The 19,910-nt window shown below is 64.7% G+C and carries 19 protein-coding genes; 13 read left to right on the forward strand and 6 right to left on the reverse strand.

What is annotated here, in order from left to right; all coding sequences use genetic code 11:
• Nucleotides 1-76: 76 nt before the first annotated feature.
• Complete coding sequence (locus tag XH98_RS22580; protein WP_271619993.1) at nt 77-1,342, reverse strand: D-amino acid dehydrogenase; 1,266 nt, start codon at nt 1,340-1,342, stop codon at nt 77-79.
• A 49-nt stretch (nt 1,343-1,391) separates the two neighbouring features.
• Nucleotides 1,392-2,720: an aspartate aminotransferase family protein gene (locus XH98_RS22585; RefSeq protein WP_271619994.1), complete on the reverse strand. Its 1,329-nt coding sequence runs from the start codon at nt 2,718-2,720 to the stop codon at nt 1,392-1,394.
• A 148-nt stretch (nt 2,721-2,868) separates the two neighbouring features.
• Here XH98_RS22585 and XH98_RS22590 point away from each other — a divergent pair, with 148 nt between their 5' ends.
• The 3 genes from XH98_RS22590 to XH98_RS22600 all read left to right on the forward strand — a co-directional run bounded on the left by XH98_RS22590 (nt 2,869) and on the right by XH98_RS22600 (nt 5,417).
• A complete protein-coding gene (locus tag XH98_RS22590; protein WP_271598589.1) occupies nt 2,869-3,417 on the forward strand; it encodes a cupin domain-containing protein in 549 nt (182 codons plus the stop codon).
• A gap of 185 nt (nt 3,418-3,602) precedes the next feature.
• Nucleotides 3,603-3,755, forward strand: coding sequence for a hypothetical protein (locus XH98_RS22595; RefSeq protein ID WP_167353982.1), 153 nt, complete (start codon nt 3,603-3,605; stop codon nt 3,753-3,755).
• A gap of 123 nt (nt 3,756-3,878) precedes the next feature.
• A complete protein-coding gene (locus XH98_RS22600; RefSeq protein WP_271619995.1) occupies nt 3,879-5,417 on the forward strand; it encodes a lysozyme inhibitor LprI family protein in 1,539 nt (512 codons plus the stop codon).
• A 34-nt stretch (nt 5,418-5,451) separates the two neighbouring features.
• On the opposite strand, the gene XH98_RS22605 is transcribed toward XH98_RS22600, so the two are convergent.
• The 3 genes from XH98_RS22605 to XH98_RS22615 are packed head-to-tail and all read right to left on the reverse strand — an operon-like array spanning nt 5,452 to nt 9,255.
• The gene (locus tag XH98_RS22605) at nt 5,452-7,713 is read right to left on the reverse strand and encodes a xanthine dehydrogenase family protein molybdopterin-binding subunit (RefSeq protein WP_271619996.1); all 2,262 of its coding nucleotides are present in this window, start codon (nt 7,711-7,713) and stop codon (nt 5,452-5,454) included.
• A complete protein-coding gene (locus XH98_RS22610; protein WP_271619997.1) occupies nt 7,706-8,761 on the reverse strand; it encodes an FAD binding domain-containing protein in 1,056 nt (351 codons plus the stop codon). The genes XH98_RS22605 and XH98_RS22610 overlap by 8 nt, the downstream gene beginning before the upstream one ends.
• On the reverse strand, nt 8,758-9,255 hold the full coding sequence (locus XH98_RS22615) for a (2Fe-2S)-binding protein (protein WP_057747928.1): 498 nt from the start codon (nt 9,253-9,255) through the stop codon (nt 8,758-8,760). The genes XH98_RS22610 and XH98_RS22615 overlap by 4 nt, the downstream gene beginning before the upstream one ends.
• Before the next feature lie 244 nt (nt 9,256-9,499).
• Here XH98_RS22615 and XH98_RS22620 point away from each other — a divergent pair, with 244 nt between their 5' ends.
• Both XH98_RS22620 and XH98_RS22625 read left to right on the forward strand, forming a co-directional pair.
• Nucleotides 9,500-10,138 (forward strand): TetR/AcrR family transcriptional regulator, encoded by a 639-nt coding sequence (locus XH98_RS22620; RefSeq protein WP_271598593.1) that lies wholly within the window; start codon nt 9,500-9,502, stop codon nt 10,136-10,138.
• 66 nt (nt 10,139-10,204) lie between these two features.
• A complete protein-coding gene (locus XH98_RS22625) occupies nt 10,205-10,612 on the forward strand; it encodes a DUF4864 domain-containing protein (RefSeq protein ID WP_271598594.1) in 408 nt (135 codons plus the stop codon).
• Here the strand turns inward: XH98_RS22625 and XH98_RS22630 are convergent.
• Nucleotides 10,609-11,874 (reverse strand): MFS transporter, encoded by a 1,266-nt coding sequence (locus tag XH98_RS22630; protein ID WP_271598595.1) that lies wholly within the window; start codon nt 11,872-11,874, stop codon nt 10,609-10,611. The genes XH98_RS22625 and XH98_RS22630 overlap by 4 nt on opposite strands.
• A 150-nt stretch (nt 11,875-12,024) precedes the next feature.
• On the opposite strand from XH98_RS22630, the gene XH98_RS22635 reads away from it, so the two are divergent.
• The 8 genes from XH98_RS22635 to XH98_RS22670 all read left to right on the forward strand — a co-directional run bounded on the left by XH98_RS22635 (nt 12,025) and on the right by XH98_RS22670 (nt 19,407).
• Nucleotides 12,025-12,459 carry a hypothetical protein gene (locus XH98_RS22635; RefSeq protein ID WP_271619998.1) on the forward strand — a complete coding sequence of 145 codons (435 nt, stop codon included), beginning with the start codon at nt 12,025-12,027 and terminating at the stop codon, nt 12,457-12,459.
• A gap of 73 nt (nt 12,460-12,532) precedes the next feature.
• Nucleotides 12,533-12,817 (forward strand): hypothetical protein, encoded by a 285-nt coding sequence (locus XH98_RS22640; protein WP_271619999.1) that lies wholly within the window; start codon nt 12,533-12,535, stop codon nt 12,815-12,817.
• Between the two features lie 9 nt (nt 12,818-12,826).
• Nucleotides 12,827-14,266 carry a TolC family protein gene (locus XH98_RS22645; protein ID WP_271598598.1) on the forward strand — a complete coding sequence of 480 codons (1,440 nt, stop codon included), beginning with the start codon at nt 12,827-12,829 and terminating at the stop codon, nt 14,264-14,266.
• A gap of 13 nt (nt 14,267-14,279) precedes the next feature.
• Nucleotides 14,280-15,617 carry a multicopper oxidase family protein gene (locus XH98_RS22650; protein WP_271620000.1) on the forward strand — a complete coding sequence of 446 codons (1,338 nt, stop codon included), beginning with the start codon at nt 14,280-14,282 and terminating at the stop codon, nt 15,615-15,617.
• A gap of 37 nt (nt 15,618-15,654) precedes the next feature.
• A complete protein-coding gene (locus tag XH98_RS22655) occupies nt 15,655-16,110 on the forward strand; it encodes a cupredoxin domain-containing protein (protein ID WP_271598600.1) in 456 nt (151 codons plus the stop codon).
• Between the two features lie 17 nt (nt 16,111-16,127).
• A complete protein-coding gene (locus tag XH98_RS22660) occupies nt 16,128-16,430 on the forward strand; it encodes a copper-binding protein (protein ID WP_271620001.1) in 303 nt (100 codons plus the stop codon).
• 340 nt (nt 16,431-16,770) lie between these two features.
• On the forward strand, nt 16,771-18,912 hold the full coding sequence (gene flhA, locus XH98_RS22665; RefSeq protein WP_057747953.1) for a flagellar biosynthesis protein FlhA: 2,142 nt from the start codon (nt 16,771-16,773) through the stop codon (nt 18,910-18,912).
• Nucleotides 18,913-19,206: 294 nt separating this feature from the next.
• Entirely contained in the window at nt 19,207-19,407 is a 201-nt protein-coding gene (locus tag XH98_RS22670; protein WP_057747956.1) for a hypothetical protein, read from the forward strand.
• Nucleotides 19,408-19,910 lie beyond the last annotated feature (503 nt).

Below are 19,910 nucleotides of genomic sequence, written 5' to 3' on the forward strand. Positions count from 1 at the left end.
GCGCCTCGAAGAGGCGAACCCGGAATCTCGAGATTCCGGGCTCGATGCTTCGCATCGCCCCGGAATGACGGAGCAATCACCCGAACCTATGCTGATACCGATCCACCGTCAGCGCGCTCACATCCACGTCCGGCTTCTTGCCCGAGAGCATGTCCGCGAGCACGCGGCCGGAGCCGCAGGACATGGTCCAGCCAAGCGTGCCATGGCCGGTGTTGAGGTGGAGGTTGGCATACTTGGTCTGGCCGATGACCGGCGGGCCGTCCGGCGTCATTGGACGCAGGCCGCTCCAGAACGTCGCCTTGGAGAGATCGCCGCCGCGCGGGAACAGATCGCTCAGGGAGTGATCGAGCGTGGCGCGACGGGCGCCGTAGAGCTTGGTCGAGAAACCCGAGATCTCTGCGGTGCCGCCGACGCGGATGCGGTTGCCAAGGCGCGTGATCGCGACCTTGTAGCTCTCGTCCATCACGGTCGATTCCGGCGCGCCGGAAGCGTCCTTGATCGGCACCGTGATCGAGTAGCCCTTCACCGGATAGACCGGCAGCGAAATCCCGAGCGGCGCTGCCATGCGCGACGAATAGCTGCCGAGCGCGAGCACGTAAGCGTCGGCTTGCAGCATACCGGCGCTGGTCGCGACACCGCTGACGCGCGCGCCATCGGTGACGATGCGGTCGATGCCGGTGTTGAACAGGAAGCGCACGCCGAGCGCCTCGGCCTGCTTGGCCAGGGCCTGCGTGAACATGTGGCAGTCGCCGGTTTCGTCCTGCGGCAGACGAAGGCCGCCGACGAATTTCTCCTTCACACCCGCAAGCGCCGGCTCGACCGCGATGCAGCCTTCGCGGCTCAGCGTCTCGTAAGGCACGCCGTATTGCTTGAGCACGGCGACGTCCTCGCCGGTGCCATCGAGCTGGGCCTGGTAACGGAACAGCTGCAGCGTTCCCTTTGAACGCTCGTCATATTGAATGCCGATGTCGCGCCGCAGGTCGCGCAGGCAATCGCGGCTGTATTCCGCGATCGGGATCATCCGGCTCTTGTTGACCGCGTAGCGTGCGCTGGTGCAGTTGCGCAGCATCTTGAGCAGCCAGACCCACATGACCGGATCGAGCTTCGGCCGGATCACCAGCGGGCCGTGCTTCATCAGAAGCCACTTGACCGCCTTCACCGGCACGCCGGGACCGGCCCATGGCGAGGAATAGCCGGGCGACACTTCGCCGGCATTGGCAAACGAGGTCTCAAGCGCGGGCTCAGGCTGACGGTCGACGACCGTCACCTCGTGGCCGGCACGGGCGAGGTAGTAGGCAGAGGTGACACCGATGACACCGCTGCCGAGGATCAGAACTTTCACGCTTGGTCAAACTCCCGCGGCATCACGCTCGCCGCTGTAAGAGCAATTATCAGGCCACCTTCTTGATGGCATCGCCGAGGATCGAGACGATCTGGTCGATGTGGCTCTTCTCGACGATGAGCGGAGGCGACATCGCGAAGCTGTCGCCGCTCATGCGCAGGTAAAGGCCGGTGTTGAAGCAGTCGACCATGACGTCGTAGCCGCGTGCGCCGACGACGCCGTCACGCGGTGCCAGCTCGACCGCGCCCATCAGGCCGCAATTTCTGATATCGACGACGTTCGGCAGACCCTTGAGCTGATGCAGCGCATCGCGCCAGTATTCGGCCATCGACGCTCCGCGCGTCAGCAGGCCTTCGTCCTTGTAGATGTCGAGCGTGGCGATGCCGGCCGCGCAGGCGGTCGGGTGCGCCGAATAAGTGTAACCGTGGAACAGCTCCATCTGGTTCTCGGGGCCGACCATCAGCCCGTCATGCACCTTGCGGCTGGCGAACACCGCGCCGCAGGGAATGGTGCCGTTGGTGATGCCCTTGGCCGTCGTCATCAGGTCCGGCGTGACGCCGAAGAAATTGGCGGCGAACGGCGTGCCCAGGCGGCCGAAGCCGGTGATGACCTCGTCGAAGATCAGGAGGATGCCATGCTTGTCGCAGATCTGACGCAGGCGCTGCAGATAGCCCTTCGGCGGCGGCAGCACCGCAGTCGAGCCCGGCACCGGCTCGACGATGACGGCGGCGATGGTCTCGGCGCCATGCAGGCCGACGAGGCGCTCGAGATCATCGGCGAGCTCGGCGCCGTGCTCGGGCTGATCCTTGGCGAAGGCGTTGCGGGACAGATCATGGGTGTGGCGGATATGGTCGACGCCCGGCAGATGCGTGGCGAAGGCGCGCCGGTTGGCGACCATGCCGCCGACCGACATGCCACCGAAGCCGACGCCATGATAGCCGCGCTCGCGGCCGATCAAGCGGGTGCGGCTCGACTGGCCGGTGGCACGATGATAGGCGAGCGCGATCTTCAGCGCGGTGTCGACCGATTCAGAGCCGGAGTTGGTGAAGAAGATGCGGTCGAGGCCATCAGGCGCGATCTCGGCAAGGCGCTCGGCGAAGTCGAACGCCAGCGGATGGCCCATCTGAAACGTCGGCGCGAAGTCCAGCGTCATCAGCTGCCGCTCGACCGCAGCAGCGATCTGCTTGCGGCCGTGGCCGGCATTGACGCACCAAAGGCCGGCGGAGCCGTCGATCACCTTGCGGCCGTCGACGGTGGTGTAGTGCATGCCCTCGGCCGAGGAGAACAGCCGCGGCGCCTTCTTGAACTGACGGTTGGCCGTGAACGGCATCCAGAACGAGTCGGTCTTGATAGTGTTCGGAATCTGATGAAGGGTCACGGGCCACGCTCCTTTGCTGACGGCATAGCAGAGCCACGGCTTCGATAGCGCAACAAGTCCTTTTCTGGTGATCTGCAAGCCATTGATTTCCCTGGGGCAGCCGGTCCATATTTGCGCGATCCGCAACACCTGAAACAGGGCCAGAGGCATGAGCGTCGACATCGGTGGACGGCTGCGATTCATCCGGGCGCGCCACAAGCTGTCGCAGCGCGCGCTGGCAAAGCGCGCGGGCGTCACCAATTCGACCATCTCGCTGATCGAATCCAACCAGATGAACCCGTCGGTCGGGGCGCTCAAGCGCATCCTCGACGGCATCCCGATGGGGCTCGCCGAGTTCTTCGCGCTGGAGCCGGAGTCCAGGCGCAAGATCTTCTACCGCGCCGACGAGCTCACCGAGGTCGGCAAGAAGCCGATCTCGTACCGGCAGGTCGGCGACAATCTGTTCGGCCGCAGCCTGCAAATCCTGAAGGAGTGCTACGAGCCCGGCAGCGACACCGGACGCGTGCACCTCGTCCATGACGGCGAGGAAGGCGGCATCGTGATCTCAGGCAAGCTCGAAGTCACCGTCGAGGACGAGCGGCGCATCCTCAATCCCGGCGATGCCTACTATTTCGAAAGCCGCCGTCCGCATCGCTTCCGCTGCGTCGGCGGCAAGCCGTGCGAGGTGATTTCGGCCTGCACGCCGCCGACGTTCTGAAGGGCGATCGCGACATCCGCAATCATACGGAGCACCGGCATCTTACGGTACTTGAGCCAGCTCAATTTCTGCGGGCCGGCCTCCTATATATTACGAGATGTAGCCGAGCAGCCTCGCGCAAAGGTGTTGAGGTTATGGCCCCGGACTCCTAGGCACTCCGGGGCCGCTTCGTAACGGAGCGCACGATGAAGACCACCCTCGCCAATGCAGAAGCAGCGCTCGACGACGTTCAGCGCGATACAAGAAAGCTCCATTCACGCGAGCTGCGCGCGGCCATCGAGAAATACATCGAAGAGCAGCGAGAGCAGATCAAGGCACTCCGCCGGATGATGAACTGATCCGGCCAGCGGGGCGGACGCGACGTCATGCGGTCCTGAACCGGACGGACGCAAGCGGCGACCAAGGAGAGATCCGAACCTGCTTCGACCAAGGGCTGCCCAAGAGCTGCCCAAGAGCCGACCATGTCCAGGCCTGTCCGCCTCGCGCTGCTTGCAGCCGCGTTGCTCAGCCCCGCCCCCGCCGACGCGATGGACGATTTCATGCGTGCCAGCAGGAGCGGACCGCTGGCGATGACGTTCTGCACGAAAAACTCCGACGGCAGCAAGATCGAGGGCGGCGCAAGCAAGTTTTGCAAGGCTCACGGCTACGACAAGCTCGTCGCCGCGGTCGACGCATCGTTTGCGGCGGCGGTCGGGAAGGCGCCGGCCAATGTCCGGCCCCTGCTCAAACGCGATCAGGTCTGGTTCAACGAGATGATCGAGGAAGCTGCCACCACCGTGCAGGAGGTGGACGCGGCCGAAATCCGCAGGAATTTCGCCGCGACACTGCGCCAGCGCGTCCCGGTCCTGAACGGGATCGCGGCCGGCTTCGGGCGCGCTGGGCTGAACGGCAAATGGACCAACACGTTTGGCGCTGTCAGCATTACAGTGGGCGACAACGGGGCCTACCGCGTAACAGCCGAGTTGAGCAGCAATTACGGCAGCGACAAGCATTGGCAATGCAAGCTAGGAGCGACCGTCAAGCCGAGCGGCAACGGTTGGCTGTCCGGCGCGGTCGACCGCGCCAGGCCGGCGCAATCAACCGATGCGGGCGCGCCACAGAACAAGCCGACCGAGCCGCTCTCAATCAAGCTGCGCCGCCAGGGCGACACGCTCCGCCTCGTTCTCGTTGCGACGGACGAGCAATGGGACGGCTTCGACGATTCGGGCTGCGAGAGCCTTGGACAGATCACGGGCACTTATTTTGCCAGCGGCAAATCCGACGCGACTGACAAGGCCGACACCACATTCGTCAAGCCGACTTTCGATTGCACGCATCCGGATACCGCGACCGACGAGGAGATCTGCGCCGATCCGGAGCTCGCCGAAAACGATCAGCGCTTGAACCGCGCCTGGAAGGCGCTTTTGCCTCGGCTCGACGAGACAACGCGACACGCTTTGACGGAGGACCAACGCCACTGGGTGCGCTCGCAGGCCGATCAATTCCCGGAATTCCTGCACCCCGGCTGGGAGAAGCGGACCTCGGAGATGCACTACACGGTCAATGCGCGCGATCATCTCAGCGGCCTGCAACGCGAGCGGATCGCGCTGCTCGAAGGTTTTGACGAAAAGCGCGATGGCCTTGCAGGCACCTGGCTCGCCTACAATGCCATTATCAAGATCACCATCGACAAGGACGGCGGGCTCGAAGCCAATGGCTGGAAATGGGAGCAGGGCGACTGGAAAGCTGGCTGCGACTATGAGATGAGCGGCAGCGCCAAGAATGCTGTGTTCACGTCGAAAGAGCAGGGCAAGAATCCGGACACACTCGAACGCGACCACGCGATGCTGATTGTCAACCGGCTCGACGACGACTTCGCCAGGAAGCGCTACACTGACAACGGCATCGCCGGGAATGCCGACGAAGCCAAGTGCAAGCGAAGGCTCGATATCTCCTCGACCGCACGGCTATTCCCGGCGCAGCCCTCACCCGATATCGACCGCCTCCCCGGAATCCGCTGAAGCGGCGGCGGAAAGAAGCTCCCGCCGCGCGCGCTCAGCGCTGCGTCAGCAGTTCCTCGATCCTGATCGGGAAACGGCGCACCCGCACACCGGTCGCATGCCAGACGGCATTGGCGACGGCGCCGGCGCTGCCGGTGATGCCGATCTCGCCGACACCCTTGATGCCGAGCGCATTCACATGCGGATCGTGCTCCTCGACCGTGATCACATCGAGCGGCGGCACGTCGGCATTCACGGGAATGTGGTACTCGCCGAGATTGGCATTCATGATGCGGCCTGTGCGGCGGTCGGTGATGGCCTCCTCGTGCAGCGCGAAGGACATGCCCCAGATCATGCCGCCGAACAGCTGGCTCTTCACCAGATGCGGATTGACGATACGCCCCGCCGCGAAGGCGCCGACCATGCGGGTGACACGGATCTGGCCGAGCTCGGGATCGACCTTCACCTCGGCGAACACCGCGCCATGGGCGTGCATGGCATATTCCTCCATCGCCGCCGGATTCGGCGCGCCAGTGCCGCGCGCCTCGACCTCGGCGATACCGGCGCGCGCGAGGATGTCGATGTAGCTCTCGCTGCGGCTCTCGTCGTCACGCCGGATCAGGCGGCCATCGCGCGCAATCACGCCGGTATTGCCGGCACCGTACAGCGGCGAACGCTCGTCATTGGTGGCAAGGTCGGCAAGCTTGGCGATGACGCCCGCGCCGGCGCTGTGGATCGCAGCCCCCGCCGTCGCCGTATGCGCCGAGCCGCCGGCAATGCCGGCATCGGGCAGGTCGGACGTGCCGGCCTTGAACGTGACGCGGTCGATATCGAGGCCGACGGCATCGGCCGCGATCTGGGCCAGCGCCGTCCAGGCGCCCTGCCCCATGTCATGCGCGCCGATCTCCATCGCGCCAGTGCCGTCACGACGGATCGCCGCACGCGCTTCAGCCTGGAACATCAGCGCGGGGAACGTCGCGGTGCCCATTCCCCAGCCGACCAGCAGTCCGGCATCGTCACGCATCTGTCGCGGCTGCAGCGTGCGCCTCGCCCAGCCGAAGCGCACCGCGCCCTGATCGTAGCAGGCACGCAGCGCTTTCGAGGAAAACGGCTTTCCAGTGATCGGCTCGACCTCCGCATAGTTCTTCAGGCGGAAGGCGAGCGGGTCCATGCCGCAGGCCCAGGCCATCTCGTCGATCGCGCTTTCCAAAGCAATCGAACCGGTCGCCTCGCCCGGCGCGCGCATGAACAGCGGCGTGCCGGTGTTGACGCGCACGGCGTCATGCGAGGTACGGATCGCCGGGCTCGCATAGAGCGTATGCGAGGCATCGGCAGCCGGCTCGTAGAAATCGTCGAACGTGCTCGACACGGTCCGCGCGTGATGATCGAGCGCAGTCAGGCGCCCTTCGGCGTCGGCGCCGATGCGCAAGCGCTGGCGCGTCGGCGCACGATGGCCAACCGGGCCATACATCTGCTCACGGCGCAGCACCAGCTTGACCGGTCTTTCGACCAACTTGGCCGCCATGATGCCGAGCACCGGGGGGCCAGCCATCAAGCCCTTCGAGCCGAATCCACCACCGAGGAAGGGGCTGCGAATGTGGATCTTGTCGGGCGCAAGGCCGAACAGCTCGGCGACGCGGCCAAGCGACAGCATGAGCCCCTGAGTTGGCATGTCGATCTGAAGATGGTCGCCGTTCCAGTGAGCCACAATCGCATGCGGCTCCATGGCGTTGTGATATTGCGCCGGCGTCTCGTAAGTCGCATCGATCTGCTTGTCGGCGGCAGCAAGGCCTGCCGCAACGTCGCCGCGATGAATCTCCGAGGGGTTGCCGACACCGACGACCGGTGGCACGTAGCTTTGACCCGCATCAAGCCCGACCAGCGCGGGCAGCGTCTCATAGCGAGGCGCCAGCAGCACCGCACCTTCGGTCGCCGCCTCGAGCGTCTCGGCGATCACGACGGCGATGGGCTGGTTGGCGTAGCGAACCTCGTTGCTCTGCAGCACCTCCATCCGGAACACGAACGGATTGGTCTTGATTTCAGGATCGATCGCAAGCTCAGGCTTGTGATCCGGCGTCATGACGTCGACCACGCCGGGATGACGCTTGGCAGCGGCGACATCGAGCGAAATCACGCGGCCGTGCGCGATGCTGGACACGGCCATCACCGCAAACAGCATGCCGGGCGGATGATTGTCGGCGGCATAGGTCGCCTGTCCCTTGACCTTGAGCACGCCATCGCGGCGGGTCAGCGGCTGGCCGATGCTGGAGCCGTGGCGGAGATGGGCAGGAGCGCTGGTGAGATTGAGTTCAGGCATGAATGGCTCCAGAGGTCGAAGCAAAGGGGGAGGCCGGCAGCGCGGGGATGCGCGCGGGCGTCCCGGCTGCGGCAAGGGTCAGCGCGCGCACGACGATGCGGCGCGTCAGCTCGATCTTGTAGGCGTTGTCGCCGGACGGCTTTGCGTCGGTGAGCGCGCGCCAGGCGGCCTCCTGGAAGGCATCTGCGCTGGGCGCGACGCCTTTGAGGACATCTTCCGCAGCCCGGGCACGCCACGGCTTTGCGGCGACGCCGCCGAGCGCAAGCCGTGCCTCCGCAATTTTGCCGTTCTCGATCCGCAGCGCCGCGGCGGCCGAGACGATGGCGAACGCGTAGGACGTCCGCTCGCGGACCTTGAGATAGCGCGCATGCGCGGCAAACCCGCGCGCCGCAGGCGGCAGACGCACTGCGACGATGAGGTCGCCGGGCTCGAGCGCGGATTCACGTTCGGGCGTATTGCCGGGCAAGCGATGCAATTGGTCGAGCGCGATCTCGCGATGACCGTTCTTGCCTTCGATCTCGACGATGGCGTCGAGCGCGAGCAGCGGCACGCAGAAATCAGAGGGGTGCGTCGCGATACAGCGGTCGCTCCAGCCAAGCACGGCATGGGACCGGTTCTCGCCGTCGCGGGCGTCGCAGCCCGAGCCGGCCGCGCGCTTGTTGCAGCGGCTGGCGGTGTCATAGAAATACGCGCAGCGGGTTCTCTGCAGGAGGTTGCCGCCCACAGTCGCAGCGTTGCGCAATTGCGCCGACGCTCCGGAGAGCAGCGCTTCCGCGACGGCCGGATAGGCCTTCACGAACTCCCCATCATGCGCAAGATCGGCATTGCTGACGAGCGCACCGATCCGCAACGATCCATCCGCGAGGCGCTCGATTCCATCGAGCCCATCGAGATGGGTGACGTCGACCAGCCGATCTGGGCGGGTGACATTGCCCTTCATCAAATCGAGCAGATTGGTGCCGGCGGCAAGATAGACTGCGCCCGGCTGGGCGGCGGCGGCGACGGCTTCAGTGACCGTGGCAGGCCTGACGTAATCAAACTGTTTCATGCGGAGCGCCTCTGGTTGGTTTCGTCGGCACCGGCCTGCGCCTCGAGCACGGCATCGACGATGCCGGCATAGGCACCGCAACGGCAGAGATTGCCGCTCATGCACTCACGAATGCGTTCGGGGTCATTGCCGGCCTGCGCCTCCTGCATCATGCCGATCGCACTCATGATCTGACCGGGCGTGCAGAAGCCGCACTGGAATCCGTCATGGGCGATGAAAGCGGCCTGGACGGGGTGAAGCCGGTCGCCGCGAGCGAGACCTTCGATGGTGAGGATATCGGCGCCGTCATGGCTGATGGCGAGCGCGAGGCAGGAATTGATGCGCTTGCCGTCGACGAGGATGGTGCAAGCGCCGCACTGGCCGCGGTCGCAGCCCTTCTTGGTTCCGGTGAGATGGAGGCGCTCACGCAGGAGATCGAGCAGCGTGACGCGGGGATCGTCGAGGACGAAATCGCGCCGTGCACCGTTCACGGTGAGGCTGATGGAGTGGTTCATACAGGGCTCCGATCAGATATGGACATGAGTCATCGCGCAGCGCGTCACCGCCGTGACCGCTGTCGATATCGCACCAGCGCGGACATGTTCCGAGCCGACACCCCGCGAAGATACGGAGGCACCCTCCGTTTAACAAGGGCCCCCTCAGAAAATATTGGAATTCGTCAAAAAGGCCGTGCACTGACAACGCCATGCAGCAGGCTCGGGGTTCAACCTAACCAATTCGTGATCTACATTGCCTGATATGGACGACCATACCGACCAGACCCGAAAGCCCCGCGCCGATGCCGTGCGCAACCGCGAGCGTGTGCTCGAGGCGGCCAAGGTCGTGTTCAGCGCAGGCGGGCCCGAAGCAAGCCTCGAGGCCGTGGCCAAGCGCGCGGGCGTCGGCATCGGCACGCTCTACCGGCATTTCCCGACGCGTGAGGATCTGTTCGAGGCGGTGTACCGGCGCGAGGTCGAGCAGCTCAGCGAGCTTGCCGAACAGCTGAAGAACGCCAAGGATCCGGTCGACGCGCTCAGACGCTGGCTGCGCTCAGGTGTCGAATTCGTTGCCACCAAGAAAGGCATGGTGGCAGCCCTGGCACTCGCCGTGCAGAGCGGATCCGAACTGCATGCCTTCTCCTTTGAGCGCCTGACCAAGGCGATCGCCTCGCTGCTTGATCGCGCAGCCGCGGCCGGCGCGATGCGCGCCGACATCAGTCCCGAGGATTTGCTGCGCGCGTTCTTCGGCATGTGCTACATGCACGACCAGCCCGGCTGGCAATCCTCGGTGCTGCGGATGCTCGATGTGTTTGTCGACGGTCTTCGCATGCAGCCCGCCGCAAAGGCCAAAGCGCGCACAGTCAAGCCGGCGAAGGCGGCGGTGAAACGGAGACGATAGTTCGCCCGTATTTGCCAATGGTCATGCTAGGATCAGCATCGCCGGCATATCAACGCGGAGCCTGTCATGCGCATCGCAGCCTTGGTCGTCGCCCTCGCTATTGTCTTCAGCCCCTTTGCCGCGCGCGCTGACGATGTCTCGGCGGCGCAAGGCGTGATCCGCGCCCAGGAGCAGGCCTTCGTCCATGACGACGCGGCGGCTGCCTATTCCTATGCCGCGCCGGCGATCAAGCAGATCTTCCCTGCACCCGACATCTTCATGTCGATGGTGCAGAACGGCTACGCGCCGGTCTACCGCCATAAGAGTTTTGAGTTCGGCGACGTCAAGACCGAGGGCAGCTCGGTTGCCCAGCGCGTTCACATCATCGATGCCAATGGCGAAGCCTGGGAAGCGCTCTACACGCTCGAGCAGCAGGCTGACGGCAGCTACAAGATCACCGGCTGCTCACTGCTGAAGGCCGGACAGGCGGTTTAAGTCGCGAGGGTTGGTCCTGTCCTGACCGAATTCATCCGCGAGCGGATCAGCAGCGTCAAGACGATGCCGACATTGAGGGCATTCCACGCCACGCCGTTGGCGAACGCCGCGGCGTAGGAGCCGGTGGCATCGAAGATGATGCCGGACACCCAGCCGCCGAAGGACATGCCGAACACGGAGGCGAAGATCACGATGCCGACGCGAGTTGCGGCTTCGCTCGCCGGCATCGCCTCGCGCACGATGATGGCATAGCTCGGCACGATGCCGCCCTGAAACAGGCCAAACATCGCGGAGATCAGATAGAGCGAGGTGAGGCTGTCGAAGAACAGATAGAACACCAGCGCAAAGCCTTGCGCCAGCGATCCGAGCAACAGCGTACGGATGCCGCCGATCTTGTCGGCGAGGTAGCCCGAGCCAATGCGGCTGACGATGCCGCAGGCCATCATCAGGGAGAGCATCTCGGCGCCCCGCGCCACGCCGTAACCGAGATCGCCGCAATAGGCGACGATATGCACCTGCGGCATCGCCATGGCGACGCAGCAGGAGATACTGGCGATCGAGAGCAGCGCCGTCAGCGTGTTGGTTGAGAGTTTCAGATCGACACGCGGCGGCGGCGCATTGGCGTGATTGCGGACTCTGTCGTCGCCGATCCGCGCGCGCAAGACCAGCACCAGCGTCGTCATCAAGCTCGCGCAGATCAAGGCAATGACGACATGCGTGTAGCGCCAGCCGATCGTCTCCATGCCCGCGTTGACCAGCGGTGGCCATATCGTGCCGGCGACGTAATTGCCGCTCGCGACGATGGTCACGGCGAGGCCGCGATAGCGCTCGAACCAGTGCGAGGCCTCGGCCATCAGCGGCGCGAAAGTCGCCGACGTGCCGAGCCCGATCAGGAAATACGCCGCAACGAACTGCCAGAGCTGGGTCGAGAGTCCCGCGAGCGTATTTGCGACGCCGAGAAAGGCGATGCTGATCGCCATCGCCGGCACGATGCCGAACCGGTCCGTGATCTTGCCGGCGATGACGCCGCCGAGCCCGAAGCCGAACATCATCACCGTGAAAGCCAGCGACACTGCGCCGCGCGTTGCGGCGAATTCGGCCTGCACGACGGGAATCACGACGACCACGGCCCACATGCCGACGCTGCCGATCGAGCCGATCAGCAGCGCAACGACGAGCCGTATCCAGGCCTGACGGGAATCAGGGCTGAATGAGTCTGGTCTTTGTTCGGGATGATTTGGCGCGTGCACGGGCCGGACCATGGCCCGCGGATCGCCACACGGTCAAGCAACGTGGCGATATATTGGGCATGCGCGGTGCGCTGCGGTAAGAAGGAGCTTGGCGAAATCGCCTTTTGCCATTAGTTTGCAATCAGCGTGTGCAACATTGCCGCGCGAGGAGCCTATCGACGGATGTTGCTGCGGTTGACGCGATCGGTGCGGATGAAGGTGGGGCGGATCATCGCTCTCGCCTATTTGTTCTGCGTGCTCGCGCCGGCGGCAAGCCTCGCTTTGGGTACCGGTCCCGCGCCATGCCTCGATGACGCGCTCCTCACCGACCTCGTGCCGGTTCAGATGGCGAGCCATATGCATGGGGATTCCTCGCATGAACATGCGGGAGCCCACGCGCATCACCAAATTGCGGCCAAGGACGCACCCGCTCCGCATCACCATGACGGCAAGGGAACGGTGGGCCCATGCTGCGCGATGATGTGCATCAGCGCGCTGCCAGCCGATCTGCCCAGCGTTGCCACACCGGTCCAGCCGACGTCGACCTGCGCGCCCGAGATCGTGGCCAGCCTGCACAGCACGGCGCCGCCCCAGCACTACCGTCCCCCCATCGCCTGATCTGACGCAACGACGTCGGTCCGAGCGCGCGTTTGCGCGCGCGAACCTGTGGTTTCCAGATCAGGGATGAATCATGCTTGCGCTTTTCGGGGCGAAGTCTGCCGCCGCATCTGCGGTGGGTGGGCGACTCTTTCTATTGAATTGGCCGCTGCTGGCCGTGGTTACGCTGGCGCTGTCCGGCTGCATGCCAGCCACCACGCACGTGGCCAGTGCGGACCCCGCCGATCCGGCGGCGAAGGTGGCACGCGTGGGCTATCGCTCGACCATCGCGCCCTATACCACCCTGCGGCCCGCGACACCTGCACCATGGCGGCAACGCAACGACGCCGTGACGCCGCAACCGAAGCAAGACCGGTAGGGACGCGCCATGGCACATCGTCTCGCGCGGGGCTTGCGCATGCTCACCGCGTTCGGACTCTCATCAATAAGTCTTGCCGGCTGCATGGCGTTCTCGCCGGACGGCGGCATGACGACGGTCTCGGACCTCACCAGCCAGACCATTAATAAGGACGTCGCCTTCGTCCGATCAGCCGAAGGCGCCGAGGCCGTCGATGCGACCGTCCGCCGGCTGCTGGCGCGCCCGCTGACCATCGAGACCGCCGTGCAGGTCGCGCTGCTCAACAACAAGGGGCTGCAAGCCGCCTATAACGAGCTGGCGCTGGCCGAGACCGAGCTGGTCGAGCAAAGCTTGCCGCCCAATCCGGTGTTTTCGATCTCGCGCATCTCAGGCGATGGCGCGAACGAGATCGAACGCCAGGTTGTCGGCGACATCCTCGCCCTCGCAACACTGCCGTTCCGATCCGAGATCGCGCGGGATCGCTTTCGCCAGGCGCAATTGCGCGCAGCATTGGCAACGTTGCGGCTCGCCGCCGACGTGCGGCGCGCCTATGTCCGCGCGGTCACCTGCAACGAGCTCGTGGCGCTGCTGACGGATGCGAAGGCTACGGCGGAATCGACGGCCCAGCTCGCCGTCAAGCTCGGCGAAACGGGCTCGATCAACAAGCTCGACCAGGCCCGCGAACAGGTGTTCTACGCCGAGACGACCGCCGATCTCGCGACCGCGCGACAGGCCGCGACCAGCACGCGCGAACGACTTGCACGCCTGATGGGGCTGTGGGACGACGGCCTCGACTTCCGTCTGCCCAACGCATTGCCGCCGCTGCCACGACGGCCGCAGGCCTTGCCATCGATCGAGGCCGATGCAGTCGCCCATCGCATCGATTTGCAGATCGCGCGGCTCGAACTGACCGGGCTGGCGAAGTCGTTGAACCTGACCGAAGCAACCCGCTTCGTCACGCTGCTCGATCTCGCCGGCATCTCCCGCCGCACCCAGGATCCGGAGGGCGCACCGTTCCGCGAACGCGGCTTCGACGTTCAATTCCAGATCCCGATCTTCGACGGCGGCGAGGTGCGCGTGCGACAGGCGGCGGAGACCTACAATCTCGCCTTCAACCGCCTGACCGAGCGTGCCGTGAACGTTCGCTCGGAGGCGCGCGATGCCTATCGCACCTATCGGTCCACGTACGACATCGCCAGCCACTTCCAGCGCGAGATTCTACCGTTGCGAAAAATCATCACCGAGGAGATGCAGCTGCGCTTCTCCAGCATGCAGGTCGACATCTTCGCACTGCTGACCGAGGCACGACAGCGCCTGGCATCGCTGCGCGGTGCCATCGATGCCAGACAAAGATTCTTCCTCGCCCAGTCCGACCTGCAAACGGCCGTCAATGGCGGCGGCGCGCCTGCTTCCGGCGGCGACACTTCGACCACCATCGCCGCGGCAGCATCTGCCGACGGCGACCACTGAGATGGAGGCCAGCATGTTTTCCCGCAGAGGATTTCTGGGCAGCGCTGCCCTTGCCGGCGCGTCGGCCATCAGCGGCCGCGTCCAGGCCGCATCGATTCCGGAAGCGCCGACCATGGACAAGGTGGTGATGCAGCCGCCGCTGCACCCGATCAGCGGCCCGGACTATCGCCCCGTGGTCACCCTGAACGGCTGGTCGCTGCCGTTCCGCATGAACGGCGAGTGGAAGGAATTCCATCTCGTCGCCGAGCCCGTGGTGCGCGAGTTCGCCGAAGGCATGAAGGTGAACCTGTGGGGCTACAATGGCCAGTCGCCGGGGCCGACGATTGAAACGGTCGAGGGCGACAAGGTCCGCATCTTCGTCACCAACAAACTGCCGGAATACACCACCGTGCACTGGCACGGCATGATCGTGCCGAGCGGCATGGATGGCGTCGGGGGACTGAATCAGCCGCATATCGAGCCCGGCAAGACCTTCGTCTACGAGTTCGAGATGAGGAAGAGCGGGACCTTCATGTACCACCCGCATTCCGACGAGATGGTGCAGATGGCGATGGGCATGATGGGCATGGTCGTCGTGCATCCGCGCGATCCGAGCTTCCGGCCCGTCGATCGCGACTTCGTCTTCGTGATGAGCACCTATCGCGTCGATCCCGGCAGCTATCTGCCGCAGGTCAACGAGATGACCGATTTCAACATGTGGACCTGGAATTCGCGGGTGTTTCCCGGGATTGATCCGCTGCCGGTGCGGCTCGGCGACAAGGTGCGCGTGCGCATCGGCAATCTCAGCATGACCAACCATCCGATCCATCTGCACGGCCACAGCTTTTCTGTGACCTGCACGGACGGCGGCTGGATTCCCGAGACCGCGCAGATTCCCGAGACGACCACCGATGTCCCGGTCGGCGCCGTGCGCGTGTTCGACGTGCTCGCCGACAATCCCGGCGACTGGGCGTTTCACTGCCACAAATCGCACCACACCATGAATGCAATGGGACACGAGGTGCGCACCCTCATCGGCGTGTCGCGGAAGGATCTCGCCAAGGCGGTCGGCAAGCTCGCGCCCGACAGCATGGCGATGGGTTCTACCGGCATGGCGATGGGCAACATGGAGATGCCCTCGCCCGACAACACGCTGCCCATGATGACCGGCTCCGGCCAGTTCGGCCCGATCGAGATGGGCGGCATGTTCACGGTGATGAAGATCCGCGAGGGCCTCGCGCGCGACGATTACCGCGATCCCGGCCCCTATCAATTCCCGCAAGGCACCGTCGCCTATGAAGTCGCCTCGCCCGCGGCGGAGCCCGCACGGCAACCCGCAGCGCCGATGCCGAAGATGAAGATGAAGATGTAACCCACGCGTTTCGATCAACCACCAACCGGAGACTACAATGACAAGAACAATCGGCATCGTCCTGGCGCTGGCCACGCTTTCAATCGCGCCGGCCCTTGCGCATGAGGGGCACGGCCATCACGGCTTCTCGGCCGGCGAGCCCGGCGATCCCAGCAAGCCGGCGCGCACCATCGAGATCGCGATGAGCGAGATGTCCTACGAGCCGTCGAAGATCGAGGTGAAGCGCGGCGAGCAGATTCGCTTCGTGCTGCGCAATGTCGGCAGGGAAGACCACGAATTCCTGCTCGCCACACCTAAGGAAAATCTTGCCCATGCCGAGGTGATGAAGAAACACCCGCACATGGAGCACGACGATCCCAACGGCGTGCGGCTCGCGCCGAACAAGACGGCCGAGATCGTCTGGAAGTTCACCAAACCAGGCACCTTCGAATTTTCCTGCCTGATCCCCGACCATCGCGATTACGGCATGGTCGGCCACGTCAGCGTGAAATGAAGACAATGGAGACATCAATGAAGCCAATCATCCGCACCACCACCGCAGCGCTTGCGCTGGCGCTGGGCCTGACCATCAGCACGCTGGCGCAAGCCGCTTCCATCAGCGGTGAGGTCAAGAAAATCGACGAAGGCGCCGGCAAGATCACGCTCAAGCATGGCCCTGCGAAGAACCTCGGCATGGACGAGCCCATGACCATGGTCTACCGCGTCAAGGATCCCGGCATGCTCAAGCAGGTGAAGGTCGGCGACAAGGTGACCTTCGAAGCCGAGGAGGCGGCGTCGGGCTACACGGTGACGAAGATGGAAAAGGCGAAGTAGGATCCTTGGTCATTCCGGGGCGCGCGCAGCGCGAGCCCGGAATCCATTCATCCACCAACTCCACCGCACGATGGATTCCGGGCTCGCCCTTTTGGGCGCCCCGGAATGACGGCCGAGCCCCCGAAATACCCCGGCCCGACCTCCCCGGCCCCCTTCGTTAACCCTTTGCTAACCATACACCCGGCAAGAATTGCCGGGTGAAGTCGAGTGTCGTCAGCCGCGTAAGACGGGAGCTCCCGTGGACGCCAGTGCGGTGCCTCACTTTCGGACCGGCGGCCCTTCGGCCGCTGCGCAGGCGTTTGGGGCGCGCGGACGGCAGTCGCGCGGGGAGGCAGCTACCATGGTCGACGTCACCGCGGGTCAGGGCGTAGGCGGCGCAAAGCCCGGGATCCCCTCCCTCTCCGACATCGTCACCATCCTCAAGCGCGGCGACATCGCGCTCGCGCTCGGCATCCTCACCATCCTGGTGGTGCTGATCCTGCCGCTGCCCGCGATCGTGCTGGACCTGTTCCTGGCGATCTCGATCACGCTGTCGATCCTGATCCTGATGACCTCGCTGTTCATCCAGGCGCCGCTGGAATTCTCCGCCTTCCCGACCATCCTCTTGATCTCGACCATGCTGCGGCTGTCGCTCAACATGGCCTCGACCCGCCTGATCCTGTCACACGGGCACGAGGGCACGGATGCGGCCGGTCACGTCATCGAAGCCTTCGGCAGCTTCGTGATGGGCGGCAATTTCGTCATCGGCATCATCGTCTTCGCCATCCTGATCATCGTCAATTTCGTCGTCATCACCAAGGGTTCGGGCCGTATCGCCGAAGTCGCCGCGCGCTTCCACCTCGACGCCATGCCCGGCAAGCAGATGGCGATCGACGCCGACCTGTCCGCCGGGCTGATCGACGAAAAGGTCGCCAAGGAGCGGCGCAAGGCGCTGGAGGACGAGAGCGGCTTCTTCGGCGCCATGGACGGTGCCTCGAAATTCGTCCGCGGTGACGCCATCGCGGGCCTCCTGATCGTCTTCATCAACGTGGTCGGCGGCATGATCATCGGCGTGGCGCAGCAGGGCCTGTCCTTTGCCGATGCCGGGCGCAGCTACACGCTGCTGACGGTCGGCGACGGCCTCGTCACCCAGGTGCCGGCGCTGATCGTCTCGACCGCGGCCGGCCTGCTCGTCTCCAAGGCCGGCGTCTCCGGCGCCGCCGACAAGGCGCTGATGAAGCAGTTCTCCGGCTATCCGCAGGCCCTCGCAATGTCCTCGGCGGTGATGCTGGTCCTGGCGGCGCTGCCGGGCATTCCGACCCTCCCCTTCCTCGCGCTCGGCGCCGGTGCCGGCGCGCTGGCCTGGACTGCGCGTAACCGCAACCGCGCGACGGCCAAGGCCGAAGCCGTTGCCAAGGCCGCGCCTGCGGCCGGTCAGCCCGGCGCACCGGGCGCTGCGGCCGCGGAGGAGCCGATCTCGGCGGCGCTCAAGATCGACGACCTCAAGATCGAGCTCGGCTACGCGCTCTTGCCGCTCGTCAACGGCCCCGACGGCACCGACCGCCTCACCGAGCAGATCAAGGCGCTGCGCCGTTCGCTCGCGATCGAGATGGGCTTCGTGATGCCGGCGGTGCGCATTCTCGACAACGTCCAGCTCGAGGCCAACACCTACATCATCAAGATCAAGGAGGTCGACGCCGGCACCGGCAAGATCTGGCCGAGCCAGTTCATGGTGATGGATCCCGGCGGCAGCCAGGTGCAGGTGCCCGGCATCCACACCACCGAGCCGACCTTCGGCCTGCCCGCGACCTGGGTCGACGCCAGCCTCAAGGAGGAGGCTTCGCTCAAGGGATACACCGTCGTCGACGCCGCCACCGTGCTCTCGACCCATCTCACCGAGCTGCTCAAGGCCAACATGTCGGACCTTCTGTCCTACGGCGAGGTGCAAAAGCTGCTCAAGGAGCTGCCGAAGGAGCAGAGCGAGCTGGTCAAGGACATCGTGCCCGGACAGGTCACCGTCTCCGGCATCCAGCGCGTGCTGCAGCTGCTGCTGGCCGAGCGCATCTCCATCCGCGACCTCTCGACCATCCTCGAGGGTATCGCCGATTCGCTCGCCTTCTCGCGCAACCCCGCGACCATGGTCGAGCATGTCCGCGCCCGCCTCGCCCGGCAGATCTGCGCGCAAAACACCTCCTATGCCGGCTACCTGCCGCTGATCGCGCTGTCGGCGAAATGGGAGCAGGCCTTCGCCGAATCCATCATCGGCCAGGGCGAGGAGCGCAGCCTCGCGATGCAGCCCTCAAAACTGTCGGAATTCATGACCGCCGTGCGCGAGGCCTTCGAGCGCGCCGCCCGCGAAGGCGAGGCGCCGGTGCTGGTGACCTCTGCGGCAATTCGTCCCTTCGTCCGCTCCCTGGTCGAGCGGTTCCGGGCCCAAACGACGGTTCTGTCGCAGGCCGAGATTCACCCCAGGGCGAGGTTGAAAACGGTCGGAAGCATCTGATTTGCCTTAAGAAGCCGTGTGTTTTTCGGCCACAGGCAAATGGTTTTTGAGTTCCTGGCGCCTTGTCGACCAAAGTCTGAAAAGGCGCCTTTCGAACAAATTATACCGTTGAAATAATTGCCAAATCGATGGATCAAGCGCTGCTTTTGATCGCGATCTTTCACGTCCTATCACGCTCTTGTGATGGCCTCTTGGGAACGAATCCCGCCAATACTAGGTTGTTGGGCACCGGAAGTATGAACCTGCCTGAAGAGGCCGGCGACTACTTCGGGTAGATGGCGGCAGGAGGCTTCCATGAACCACTCGATCTACAGCGCGGATCGCTCGACCCACCTGAAGGTGGTGGCCGTGGCGCTCGTCGCCGGCATCGCAGTTGCGGGTTTCGGCATCTCGGCGCGCTCGGGTTCGGATGAAGGCCTCACACAGACTGCTCGCGTCATCAAGGCCGGCAAGCCGGTCGTGATCACCAGCTCGAACGCATCGCTCGTTCGTTAAGGAGATTTTGAGTTTCAGGAATTCACGCGGCTCTTTACCAGCCCCCCAAAGTCGCCACGTGGATATGTAGACGACCCCAACCCCAAGTCGACTACAGAAAGCGCCCGCCCCCCACGGGCGCTTTCTCATGTCTGGGGGTAGCTCGCGTCATTTCTCTCCCTCATGTTCCTGGCGCGCCGCGACGCTGCGCTGCGTCCGGGGCACGAGACTTGAGTTTGCGCGCAACTGGACCAACGCCGTCATTCCCCGCGAAGGCGGGGAATCCAGTACGCCGCGGCTTCTCGGCCCAATCACATCCGCCTCTGGAATACTGGATCGCCCGGTCAAGGCCGGGCGATGACAGTGAGGCGCAGACACAGCTTCACATCCTCGCGGCTCATCTCGCCCGAGCTTTGCTCTGCAACGTCGCCCTCATCTGAAAGAGGGCGCAGGGAAGACCGGGTGCCCGACCGGCACCCGCGGTCCACTGTGCGATAGGTTGCGCTACAAGAGGCTGCACAGCG

The organism is Bradyrhizobium sp. CCBAU 51745 (assembly GCF_028128715.1).
GTDB classification, from domain to species: domain Bacteria; phylum Pseudomonadota; class Alphaproteobacteria; order Rhizobiales; family Xanthobacteraceae; genus Bradyrhizobium; species Bradyrhizobium manausense.